Source organism: Clostridium sp. CM042, from assembly GCF_055080995.1.
This window is the reverse complement of record NZ_CM143646.1, coordinates 2,152,006-2,165,086: the sequence shown is the minus strand read 5'-3', so window position 1 is coordinate 2,165,086 and position 13,081 is coordinate 2,152,006. Positions and strand designations below refer to the sequence as shown.

Here is a 13,081-nt window from a genome sequence, read left to right as displayed (position 1 = left end):
ATTGAAATAATGTTTAAAGTTGAATTTTTCCAGTTGAAAGCAGTATAATCATTAAGATTGCAACTACAATAATGGCTGCCATTCCTATTTTTTCGTTTATTCTAATAGATTCATTCTTTTCTTTTCTAGCCTTTAGATATACAAATATACCAACTGCATATAGTATTATTGCCGCTCCTAGATAATTTATTCCTACTGCATAAATTACATATAGTGAATAGATACAGGCTAATATAGAAACTATCTTATCTTTAGCTCCTAGCCTATCTGTAAATGTAACCTTAACTGCATATAATGATGAAAGTAAATATGGGATTAAAATACAAGTTGTAGAAATTAAAAATACATTACCATACGCAGACTGAAGTGCTGGCAAAAGTAGCGATAGTAAAAATATTTGCGTTAATCCATCAGTTAGTAATAATGAATTTACTGCAGCACCATTGTCGTTTTGTTTAATAAACCATTTTGGCATTGTGCCACCCTTTGCCGCTACATAAGGAATTTCTGCTGCAAGCATAACCCAACTAATTAGGCAGCCTACAAGTGAAATAATTAAACCAACTTTAACAATTACAGCTCCAACACTGCCAAGCACAGTAATTGATAGCATATCCGCTAGAGGGGTCTGCGAACCAGCAAGAGTATTAGCTGAAATTACTCCCATAGCGGTTGTTGAAACAAGTATATAAAGCACTAAAGTTATAATTAAACTTATTATTGTAGCTGTTCCAACTATCTTTTGAGATTTTGCCTTCTCAGAAAGTACTGTTGCAGCTTCAATACCAATAAAGCACCACAAAATTGTACCCATTGCTCCTTTAACTTGAGAGAACACTGTAGTAGAATTCCCCGTAGAAGCTAATATTGTTTTCCAATTATCAACATTAAAAGTTCCAGATTTAAATATTGCAAGACCAAATACAATTACCATTAATAATGGTATGATTTTTGCAACTGTGGCAACTGCATTTATTATTCCGGCGCTCTTAACTCCACGCATTTGTATATAATGAATTATCCATAATAGTGCAGATGCTAATAAAAATGATACTATAGGTTTCACGTCACCTACTAAACTATTAAAAGTTTTAAATATAAGAATAAAAAATGCAACATTTCCAAGCCAAGCGCTTAACCAATATCCCCAGGCTGAATTGAATCCAATAAATTCTCCAAAGCCTTCTTTTGCATAAGTAAATATCCCACCTGTAAGCTCAGGTCTTTTGTTTGCAAGCAATTGAAATACTAGTGCTAAAAATGCCACACCAAGTCCACCAATTACCCATGCAATAATTACTGCTTGAGGGTTTGCTTTACCGATAAGATCAGTTGGACTATTAAAGATGCCTCCACCAATCATGGAACCAACTCCAAGAGCGATTAATAGAGACAAGTTTAACTTCTTATCTTTATCCTTTTCCATTTTATAATCTCCTTTTGATTAATATATTAGCCATATTTTAAATTGGTGAGGGCAATAATATTGCCCTCACCAATTAATTTTATAATTATAAATTATTTTAGGCTAGTTTCCAAGTGTTGCAACCATAACTGCTTTGATTGTATGCATTCTGTTTTCTGCTTCATCAAATACAATAGAATGGTTACTTTCAAATACTTCATCTGTAACTTCTAAACCTTCAAGACCATATTTTTCAAATATATCTTTACCAACAAGTGTCTTTAAATCATGGAAAGCTGGCAAACAGTGCATGAATTTAACGTTTTTATTACCGGTCTTATTAAGCATTTCCATATTAACTTGGTATGGTCTTAATAGTTCTATTCTTGATGCCCAAACTTCGTCTGCTTCGCCCATAGAAACCCATACGTCTGTGTAGATTACATCTGCATTTTTAACTCCTGCATCAACGCTGTCTGTAATAGTAATTTTTGCTCCTGTTTCTTTAGCAATTTCATTACATTTTGCAACTAATGATGTTTCTGGGAATAAGCTCTTTGGTGATACAATTCTAAAGTCCATACCCATTTTAGCAGCACCTATCATCAATGCATTTGCCATGTTGTTTCTTCCGTCTCCAGCATATACAAATGAAATGCTGCTTAATGGTTTGTCAAAGTGTTCTTTTATAGTTAGAAAATCTGCAAGAATTTGTGTTGGATGGTCTTCAGTTGTTAATCCGTTCCATACAGGCACTCCTGCATATTTTGCTAGTTCTTCAACTATTTCTTGGCCATATCCTCTATATTCTATCCCATCATACATTCTTCCAAGAACTCTAGCTGTATCTGCTACAGATTCCTTTTTACCAATTTGAGTTCCTGTAGGTCCAAGGTACGTTACATGGGCTCCTTGGTCTAGTGCGCCTACTTCAAACGCACATCTTGTTCTTGTAGAACTCTTTTCAAATATTAGCGCAATGTTTTTACCTTTTAAGTTCTGTTGTTCTGTACCTGCATACTTAGCTTTTTTTAAATCCATAGCTAAATCTAAAAAGTAGTTTATTTCCTTTGGAGTAAAGTCCATCAAAGTTAAAAAGCTTCTGTTTCTTAAGTTAAACATAATAATTTCCTCCTAATATTGTTGTTTTTATAAGTTATCTCTATTTAGTGGCATACTCATACATCTTGGGCCGCCTCTTCCTCTTGAAAGTTCAGAACTTGGCATTGTGATCACTGTTACACCACGTTTTGATAAAATTTCATTAGTAACATAATTTCTCTCATAAGTTATAACTTTTCCTGGTGCAATAGCTAGAGTGTTTGATCCATCATTCCATTGTTCTCTCGCCGCTACAATAGCGTCACCACCGCCGCATCTTATTAAATCAACTGAAGGCACTTTTAATGCAGATTTTAATACATTTTGTAATATATCTTTTTCTTGCTTAATATTTAATTCTCCATTGACACCTTTTGTAATTTCAAAAACATTAAGTGGTCCTTCTATCTCTGGGTGTATTGTAAATTTATCATAATCAACCATAGTAAATACAGTATCAAGATGCATAAATGCTCTACTAGATGGGATTTCTAATACTAATACTTTTTCAAAAGTAGTATGTTTTTCAAACAAATTTCTTGCTACCACTTCTATAGCTTCAGGTGAAGTTCTTTGACTACATCCTATTGCAAGAGTTGTGGCAGATAATATAAGCTCGTCCCCACCTTCGATATTATTAGGAAGGCTTCTATCATACCAAAGTGGCACTTCATTTTGTTTGAAAGAACTATGATATTCATGAATAAATTCTAGGAACAACGTCTCACGTCTTCTAGCTTCAGTTTGCATAGTATTTATAGTAATGCCATTTCCAATTGAAGCACCTGGATCGCGAGTAAAGTAAAGATTAGGCATAGGATCTAAGTAGAATGGATACTGATTTCCTATCAATCCTCTTAGAGACTGCATTTCCTTAACATCAATCTCATTTTTTCTAACTCCAGCCATAAGAGTATCAATCATTTCTCTTGTAGGTTTTGACATTAAATAATCATAAAGAGATTTATATATTTCTTTATTACTAATGTGGCTTTCCTGTAAAAACTGTTGTAAAAATATTTTTTTAGTTCTATCTTCATTCAAAGCATCTGTAGCAAGTTCTTCTAAATAAAGAACTTCCACATCGTTTTCTTTTAATATCTTTGCAAATATATCATGTTCTTTTCGCGCTACTTCTAAATAAGGAATATCATCGAAAAGTAATCTTTCAAGAAGATTTGGTGTTAAATTTTCTATTTCTCTACCGGGTCTATGTAGCATTACTTTATTAAGTTTTCCTATTTCAGAAGTTACATTTATAAATGATTCCATTTAATTTGGTCCCCCTATTCGTTTTTGTTTATGCCATCATTATAAAGTGTACGCTTACATAAGGAAAACCGAGTATTTTACTGTAATTCTATATATATCGCACATGTAAGCTCTGTTATTGATTTAACACATTGTATTTATGCTAAGCTCTATTTTGCTCGATAATACTATGAATGTTTCCGATTGAAAATTTAGAATATTAGATTTTTTGTATAAATATTCACAATAATCTAATTTACTATGCATAACATTGCAAATAAAGTATAAACATTCATAAAACTTTTTTTTGGTTATTTATACCTATAAATGTATAAGAATATCTAGATAAAAGGTGCACAGCTTATATGTTATTGATTAATATGCTCATAATTATGCATATAAACTTATTTTTACCCATAATAGTGCACTAAAATCGTTAACAATATTATTTATTAACAAAATGTTCATAATATTAATGTCTAAAAAGTAATAGCGAGAGCTAAAATAAAAAATAATTTTATTAGGATTATTTTTTAAGGTAAAAGGGTTTTGAAATTAAAAGATATTTATTAATCTAATATTATAAATAAGTTGATTTAAGGGCGGGCTTTACCTCCCTTTGATTTTTGAGTGAATTATTCATAGTTTATATGGGGAAGAAAAAACAAGAAACCTTTACTATATTAGTAATGACTGGTATTATATCTAGAAAAGAATTAGTGTCGCAATTTATATTGAAGGGGTGGGTGTTAATGAAAAAAGTAGTTACTATTAAAGCTGTTACAATTGGTGAAGGCCTACCTAAAATTTGCGTTCCAATGGTTGGAGAAACTATTCCACAGCTTATAGAAGAAGCTGAAATTTTAAAAAGGATTGACTTAGATGTTGTAGAATGGCGTGTAGATTTTTTCGAGAACGCTACAAATATAGAGAGAGTTAAGAAAGCATTACAAGCAATTAGGAAAGTGCTAGTTGACAAGCCCATTATCTTTACATTCCGTAGTGCTAAAGAGGGTGGACAAAAGGAGATTAGTACTGCATTTTATTTTGAATTAAATAGATTAATTTCTGAAACAAAGCTTGTTGAAGTTATAGATATTGAATTATTTAACGATGAAAAAGATGTAAAAGAATTAGTTGAAGCAGCACATGCAAATGGCGTAGCGGTTATTATATCTAATCATGATTTTCATAATACGCCAGAGAAAGAAGAAATTATATCTCGATTACGTAAGGCTCAAGGATTAGGCGCAGATATTCCTAAAATCGCAGTAATGCCTACTTGTGCAGAGGATGTGATTGTACTGTTAGATGCAACGCGTATTATGAATGAAAGATATGCGGAAGGGCCTATTATTACAATTTCTATGGCAGAAAAAGGGCTTATCAGTAGACTATCAGGTGAATTATTTGGCTCCGCATTAACATTTGGCGCAGTCAAGAAGGCTTCTGCACCAGGTCAAATTGCTGTAGTAGAATTACGTAGAACTATTCAATTACTTCATAATAATACGTAAAAAAATTAGACTGCAATAGGATGATTTAACGACATTTCAGAAGGAAAGTCTCTCACTTCTATAGGTGGAAGTTACATGCCCTAACAAATAGAAAACTTCAGTGGGAGTATAAATCTCCTTCTGAAGTCGTTAATATTACAGCTCCGCAGGAGATGATTTAATGATTGATATTTATTTCTATATTGTTAGTATTTGATTTAAATCGGATTAAGATCAAATTTGTTATAGGTACCATATATATATATAATAGGTATGGCATGCAGGAAACATTAGCACCTAAAATCGTAAGTGGAGCAAGTAAAGCAATGTTCCAAGGAATCAAAGCGGAAATCATTATTGCTGTATTTTCTAAATCAATAGCTAAGAATGAGTTATCTAGTTCATTTTTCTCATAAGCCTTTTTATTTAACATATGAGTTAACATAACAGCAACGGATTGGCTGCAGCCTACAGTAGCGGTGAATATGCTTGAAATGACTATATTTTGAAAAACCCCATACCTAGAATTTGCCTTCAAAGTTATAGCTTCAACACTGTCTAACATTTTACTTCCCTCTATTAAACCTGCAAATGCAGAGCCTATATATATCACGAGGGATGATTTTAGCATAGAAATGATTCCTCCGCCTTTAAGTATCGTGTAAAGGGGACTTGATTTGTCTGTGTTATATCCGAAAACAGTAAACTTTATGCATTGTACTAGAGTTTCGTGTTGTATAAAGATGCTCAATAAAAAAGCCGTTATTATGCTTACAATCATAGATATTTTAACATTTATCTTAAATGCTGAAAAAACAAGTATAACCAAAGCAGGAAGCAAAACAATTATATTTATAGAGAAGGCCTTAATTATTTCATTATTTATTCCGTTTACAGAACTATGCAAGGGGAATATAATTGACACTATAGTGTAGAAAATAATTGAAATACCAAAGGGAACTATGCAGGTTTTAAACATGTTTTTTATATTTTTATAAATATCTGTTTCTGTAAGAAATGCAATAAGGCTTGCACTAGAAGACATAGGAGAACATCTATCACCAAAGTATGCTCCAGCAATAATTGCGCCAGCTGTGGCAGCAAGGTTTATACCGCCGCTTCTTGCAACAACCATAAGGGCCACACCTATTGTACCGGACGTTCCGAGAGACGTACCTATTAAAAAAGATACAAAACAACTAGTTAAGAATGCAGATAAAATAAACACATTGGGTCTTATTAGAGTTATACAATAATAAACTATTGCAGGTACAGTGCCAGAGACAATCCATATAGATGTAATAGCCCCAATAAGAATAAAAATCTTTATAATTATGAGGGATTTTTTGCCGCCATTAAAAGACATACTTAACAAGCGTTTTAGGGGAATCCCTCTTTTAAACTCCACTAAAATAAAGAGAATTAGCCCGGATATTAATGGATATGCAAGAAATATGCCTTTTAAAACACTCAAAACTAAAAGTGCAAATGTAACAAGAAAAGCTATAATTAAATCCAAAGTCATCACCTACTTTAAAAAATTTTAAATTAAGCCTATAAGCATTTTATTTATATCATTAGTATAACAAAAATAATACAGGTATTCAATAAAAAGCATAACCATAAGTTGCTAATATTGCAGCGCTACAGGTAACGATTTAATCAATTTACCAAGAGGGGATAGAGGTATAAATTTAAAAAATTAAAAGCGATTGGCATAAACCAATCGCTTTAATATTTAAATTTAATAAGCTCTTCCCCAAATAACTGTAGCTTTAGATGGTTTTCCACAACATAGGCAAACGCCTTTTTCTTCTGGCATATCAAATGGCATACATCTAGAAGACGCACCAGCTACTTCTTTTACTTTTTCTTCGCAAGCGAGTTCTCCACACCATGGAGCACTAACAAATCCTAAAGTTTTATCAAGAAGTTCTTTTAATTCTTCTACGGTGTTTGCATTAAAGGTTCTGTTATCTTGTGCATTTCTAGCTTTTTCAAGTAAAGATTTTTGAATATCTTTTAAAATCTCGGGTACTTTTGTTTCTAATTCAGGCATTGGAATGATCATTTTTTCCCTATTATCTCGTCTTACAAGTACTACTTGATTGTTTTCTATATCTTTTGGACCCACTTCTAAACGTAGTGGGACACCTTTCATTTCGTATTCGCTAAATTTCCATCCAGCCATTTTGTCGCTAATATCCATTTTTACCCTTGCAAGCTTTGATAATATATTTTTAAGTTCTGTAGCTTTTTCAATTACGCCTTCTTTATGAGGTGCAATTGGAACGATGATAAGTTGAAGTGGAGCTACTGCTGGGGGCAGTATTAGACCGTTATCATCACCATGAACCATAATTAAAGCCCCGATAAGTCTTGTAGACATTCCCCAAGAAGTTTGGTGAACATAAGCAAGTTTACCTGTTTTGTCTGAATACTGTATGTTAAATGCTCTTGCAAAACCATCTCCAAAATTATGAGAAGTACCACATTGAAGTGCTTTTCCATCATGCATTAAACTTTCAATTGTGTAAGTTTCATTTGCTCCTGCAAACTTTTCTTTTTCTGTTTTCTTGCCTTTTATAACTGGAATAGCAAGGGTTTCTTCACAAAAAGTTGCATATATATTAAGCATTCTAAGAGTTTCTTCTTTTGCTTCTTCCGCAGTTGCATGAGCGGTATGGCCTTCTTGCCATAAAAATTCTGAGCTTCTAAGAAAAGGTCTTGTGGTTTTTTCCCAACGCACAACAGAACACCATTGATTATATAATTTAGGGAGATCATTGTAAGATTGAATTATTTTTGAATAGTGATCACAAAATAATGTTTCAGAAGTTGGCCTAACGCAAAGCCTCTCTGCTAGTAGCTCGTTGCCACCGTGTGTTACCCAGGCAACCTCTGGTGCAAAGCCTTTAACGTGATCTGCTTCCTTTTGAAGTAAGCTCTCAGGAATAAACATTGGCATATATACATTTTCATGACCGGTATCTTTAAACATTTGATCTAAAGTTTTTTGAATATTTTCCCAAATAGCATAGCCATAAGGCCTGATTACCATGCAACCTCTAACGCTCGCATAATCAGCAAGTTCCGCTTTTTTTACAATATCGGTATACCATTTTGCAAAATCTTCTTCCATAGAGGTAATAGATTCTACAAATTTTTTTCCTTTTGCCATAATTATTTTCCTCCGATTCAATAAAATATTTTGAAATAAATACAAAAAAACCCGTAACAGGGCACTCTAAAATCAATCATAGAATAAAAATAATAATATGTCAAGAAAACAATTCGCAAGTGTTATTAATACCGTGGGTGAGTTTAAAAATGAGCTAATCGAAAGCTAGCTCTTTGCTAACAAATCATTTTTTGAAATATATTTTATGATTGGTATAAATTTGTAGGATTGAATCTATATAGGGTATAATATATATGTGAACTATAAATAAACAATATAAGACAAAGGGTTAAAAAACAAGAACATATTAAATCTTTCATATAGTTCTCCTAAAAATTTCTATATTTTATATAGATATGAGGATAAAATTCGTGGTATGATTAAATATGTTAATTTTAGTACATTAAATTTAAAATATAAATTATGTGAGGAGGAATGGCTATTTAGGTACATGAAAATAGATTAGCATAGTGACTTGTTATTTATTTGAATGTGACTTGCAAAAATAGCTAAAAAACATGGGAGACATAAATAATAGATTAATTAAAGAATTTTCAATAACTAAAGAACAGGTGGAAAGTGTAATTGAATTATTAGATGAAGGGAATACAGTTCCTTTTATAGCTAGATATAGAAAAGAGAGAACTGGGGGACTTGATGATATAATCCTTAGAAATTTCACAGAGAGGCTTATATATCTTAGGAACTTAGAAGAAAGAAAAACAGATGTAATACGTCTTATAGGTGAACAAGAAAAACTAACAGAGGAAATTGAGCATTCAGTAAAAAAATGTGAGACGCTTACAGAAATAGAGGATATATATAGACCGTTTAAGCCTAAGAAAAGAACGAGAGCTACAATAGCAATGGCGAAGGGGCTTAGACCTCTAGCTGAAATTATTTTTAGTGGTGAGCTTAAAGATGACATAAATGAGTATGCAGAGAAATTTGTAAATGAAGAAAAAGAAGTAAATAGTATTTCGGATGCACTTCAAGGTGCTGGAGATATTATTAGTGAAATGATTTCAGACGAAGCTGATTACAGAAAGTGGATTAGAGCATTAGTGCATAATCAAGGGAACGTTGAAACTAAAGGTAGTTCTGACGATACTACTCCATTTGAAATGTATTATGAGTATAAAGAAGGGGTTAAATCTATTCCGCCGCATAGAATCCTTGCTATAAATAGAGGCGAAACTAGTAAGATACTTTCCGTTAAAATTAAAGCTGATAATGATAAGATTATTGAATACTTAAGAGCAAAATGTTTAAAAGGAAATAATATAACCGATAAGTATATAGAGTTAAGTATAATTGATTCAGTAAAAAGACTTATATTTCCTTCCATTGAGAGAGAAGTAAGAGCTGAACTTACAGAAAAAGGTGAAATTGGTGCTATTAATATATTTAAAGCTAATTTAAAGGCGCTCTTAATGCAATCACCTATAAAAGGAAAGGTTGTGCTTGGATTTGACCCAGGGTTTAGAACTGGTTGTAAAATAGCAGTACTTGATGATACTGGTAAGCTTTTAGATATAGCTACAGTATACGCTACTGCGGGCAGTAAGGACGGTATCCAAAAATCTATAGATATTATTAAAAAATTGGTAATTAAGCATAATGTAGAAGTAATATCACTGGGAAATGGAACTGCTAGTCGTGAGTCTGAAGAAATTTTAGCTCAGATAATTCAAGAACTTAAAGATGAGTGCTCAAAAGATTTATATTATGTTATAGTTTCAGAGGCAGGTGCGTCAGTATATTCTGCGTCTGAGCTTGCGTCTAAAGAATATCCAAATATAGACGTGTCTATTCGAGGAGCTATTTCTATAGGACGAAGACTTCAAGATCCACTGGTCGAACTTGTGAAAATTGATCCAAAAGCTATTGGAGTGGGCCAATACCAACATGATGTGGCTCCTAAGAAACTCGATGAATCCTTAAAAGGAGTAGTTGAAGATTGCGTTAATGCTGTTGGTGTAGATCTTAATATTGCAACACCTTCTTTATTAACTTATATATCAGGGATAAATGCTGCTATAGCTCAAAATATTGTAGTGTATAGAGAAGAAAATGGTAAATTTAAAACTAGAAAAGAATTATTAAAAGTGAAAAGATTAGGAGCAAAAGCATATGAGCAATGTGCAGGATTTTTAAGGGTTATGGAGAGTAATGAATTTTTAGACAACACGTCAATTCATCCAGAAACTTATAATGCTACTAAAAAATTATTGGATTTTTTAAGTTATACAAAAGAAGATCTCAAATCTTTAAATTTTAAAGATTTGGATGAGAGGTTAAAAGATATTAATCTAAATGAACTTGCACAAACATTAGAATTAGGCGGTCCAACGCTTAGAGACATTATTAAAGAAATTAAAAAGCCTGGTAGAGATCCAAGGGAAGAACTACCGAAGCCTATATTAAAGACTGGTGTAGTTCAAATGGCAGACCTTAAACCAGGAATGAAACTTATGGGAACAGTTAGAAACGTATCTGACTTTGGAGCGTTTGTTGATATTGGAGTTCATCAAGATGGATTAGTACATATAAGCCAATTATCAGATAAATTTGTGAAGCATCCATTAGATATTGTAAGTGTTGGAGATATAGTAGAGGTTAGCGTTATTGAAGTTGATGAGAAAAGAAAAAGAATATCATTATCAATGAAAAATAATTAATTAATGTGTTGCTTATTTTACTGTATTTGTATATAATATAAAATATAAAAATAAAATTTAATAATCTTCAGGGCGGGGCTAATTTCCCCACCGGCGGTAAAGCCCGCGAGCCGTAAGGCTGATTCGGTTTAACGACATTTTGGAAGGCGATTTTCCTTCCGAAGTCGTTAAGACAGCACCCTTGGGTGATGATTTGATTCCGAAGCCGACAGTATAGTCTGGATAAAAGAAGATGTGATATATATATAAATTCGCCCTGGCATAGTTCTATGTCAGGGTTTTTATTATATCCATCCCTAGGAGATATAGTTAATTAGGGGGCACTAAAAATGAGAGACGAAAAACTTGTTAAACTAATCAAAATTTCACTTTTATCTGTTATGGCTTTTCTTTTGATGTACATTGAGTTACCAATACCGATTTTCCCTGATTTCTTAAAAATTGACATCAGCGACCTGCCAGCACTTTTAGGAGCCTTTGCATTAGGACCAATAGCGGGAGTAGTTATTGAACTCTTTAAAAATATACTACATGGGATGCTAGCTACTAAAACAGCCTTCGTTGGAGAAGTAGCAAATTTTCTAGTGGGTTCATGTTTAGTATTAGTATCTGGATATATTTATAAGGCCCGCAAAAGTAAAGGTGGAGCTATTGCTGGATTATTAATAGGAGTAATTTGTATGTCGATTTTTGCAGGGATATTAAACTATTTTGTTGTTTTACCTTTATACGAAAAAGTATTAGGATTCCCAGTAGCTGCTGTTATAGAAATGGGATCAAAAATAAATCATAACATTGTGGATTTGAATACTTTCATTATTTGGTCTATTATCCCTTTTAATTTACTTAAAGGAATAGTATTATCAGCAATGACTTTAGCTTTATATAAAAGTGTTTCGCCTATACTTCATAAAGAGAATATGGAGAGAGAATACAAAAGTAGAGAACAAAAAATATAAAAAAGGGTACTAACAAACTAAAGGATGACTTCTGCAAAATGCAGAAGTCATCCTTTAGCTTTATTATTCACCATTCACAATTAACCATGCGTTTAAATGTAGATATGGATGTTTTAGGATATATTCCATATCTATTGAGATCTAGTAAAGAATCTCCTCTCTTTACGCTTCCGTTATTAACAGTAACGGCCATTCGTATTCCTATTTTAGGTAGAAGGTTTAATACATCGTCGTTATGGTGACCATAAGGATAAGAAAGATAATGGCTACCGGTTAGTTCCGTATTTTTTATTAAATCTTTTTTTACAAAATCTAAAGACTTTGTAATTAAATAACCCTTGTTATTCTCTGTTTTATGTAAATTATGGGTATGGTTTGAATATTCAAATACATCGGTAGTTTTAGCGATATCTTTCCAGCTTAAGAACTGTTGTGTTTTAGGGTTAAATTCAACGCTATTATCTTTAACATAAGATGTAATTAAAAATTGTGCAGCTTTAAAATTATATTTCTTCAAAATGGGATAGGCATAAATGTAGCTACTTAAATATCCATCATCAAATGTTATACATACTGATTTTTTAGGTAGTTCCATATTCCCCAAAAGCCACTGTTCTAATTCAGCTAGATTTATTGTAGTATATTTATTAGTGTATAAGTAGTCCATTTGTTGCTGAAAATTTTCAAGATTTAATACTACACCATTATTTGTAAATGTATTTTCTTTTTTCTTTAGTAGATGATGATACATCAATATTGGTATTTTTTTTGACACACCTTCAGTTTGATCAAATGTTCTAACAATCGGATCTTTAAGCGTTGTTGATAAGCGTGGGATGTTAGATGAATTATCTACTGGTTTTGGTGATTTACTCTGAGAATCATCTGAAACTATTGTGCTTTTACTGGAAGTTGGACTAGCTAAGGAATTGCATCCAACCAATAGTAATGCAAAAAATAGTGCTAATATAATTTTTTTGGTCATAAATATTACCCCTTACTCTAAT

General features: G+C 32.3%; 9 protein-coding genes and 1 riboswitch. Of the genes, 3 read left to right on the top strand and 6 right to left on the bottom strand.

Annotation, left to right across the window (positions count from 1 at the left end; translation table 11 throughout):
• Positions 1-13: 13 nt before the first annotated feature.
• The 3 genes from ACWJJ7_RS10195 to arcA form a co-directional block, all read right to left on the bottom strand.
• The gene (locus tag ACWJJ7_RS10195) at positions 14-1,426 is read right to left on the bottom strand and encodes a basic amino acid/polyamine antiporter (RefSeq protein WP_462962041.1); all 1,413 of its coding nucleotides are present in this window, start codon (positions 1,424-1,426) and stop codon (positions 14-16) included.
• 102 nt (positions 1,427-1,528) lie between these two features.
• Entirely contained in the window at positions 1,529-2,527 is a 999-nt protein-coding gene (argF, locus tag ACWJJ7_RS10190) for an ornithine carbamoyltransferase (protein WP_462962040.1), read from the bottom strand.
• Positions 2,528-2,554: 27 nt separating this feature from the next.
• Positions 2,555-3,778, bottom strand: coding sequence for an arginine deiminase (gene arcA, locus ACWJJ7_RS10185; RefSeq protein WP_462962039.1), 1,224 nt, complete (start codon positions 3,776-3,778; stop codon positions 2,555-2,557).
• A gap of 731 nt (positions 3,779-4,509) precedes the next feature.
• Between arcA and aroD the strand changes: the two genes are divergently transcribed.
• On the top strand, positions 4,510-5,274 hold the full coding sequence (gene aroD / locus ACWJJ7_RS10180; protein WP_462962038.1) for a type I 3-dehydroquinate dehydratase: 765 nt from the start codon (positions 4,510-4,512) through the stop codon (positions 5,272-5,274).
• A gap of 157 nt (positions 5,275-5,431) precedes the next feature.
• On the opposite strand, the gene ACWJJ7_RS10175 is transcribed toward aroD, so the two are convergent.
• Both ACWJJ7_RS10175 and proS read right to left on the bottom strand, forming a co-directional pair.
• Positions 5,432-6,772: a Na+/H+ antiporter NhaC family protein gene (locus ACWJJ7_RS10175; protein ID WP_462962037.1), complete on the bottom strand. Its 1,341-nt coding sequence runs from the start codon at positions 6,770-6,772 to the stop codon at positions 5,432-5,434.
• A gap of 225 nt (positions 6,773-6,997) precedes the next feature.
• Entirely contained in the window at positions 6,998-8,434 is a 1,437-nt protein-coding gene (proS, locus tag ACWJJ7_RS10170; protein ID WP_462962036.1) for a proline--tRNA ligase, read from the bottom strand.
• A 518-nt stretch (positions 8,435-8,952) separates the two neighbouring features.
• On the opposite strand from proS, the gene ACWJJ7_RS10165 reads away from it, so the two are divergent.
• Positions 8,953-11,115 (top strand): Tex family protein, encoded by a 2,163-nt coding sequence (locus tag ACWJJ7_RS10165; protein WP_462962035.1) that lies wholly within the window; start codon positions 8,953-8,955, stop codon positions 11,113-11,115.
• 59 nt (positions 11,116-11,174) lie between these two features.
• Positions 11,175-11,353, top strand: a riboswitch (FMN riboswitch).
• Between the two features lie 91 nt (positions 11,354-11,444).
• Positions 11,445-12,074 (top strand): ECF transporter S component, encoded by a 630-nt coding sequence (locus ACWJJ7_RS10160; protein ID WP_462962034.1) that lies wholly within the window; start codon positions 11,445-11,447, stop codon positions 12,072-12,074.
• 67 nt (positions 12,075-12,141) lie between these two features.
• On the opposite strand, the gene ACWJJ7_RS10155 is transcribed toward ACWJJ7_RS10160, so the two are convergent.
• Entirely contained in the window at positions 12,142-13,059 is a 918-nt protein-coding gene (locus ACWJJ7_RS10155) for a polysaccharide deacetylase family protein (RefSeq protein WP_462962033.1), read from the bottom strand.
• Positions 13,060-13,081 lie beyond the last annotated feature (22 nt).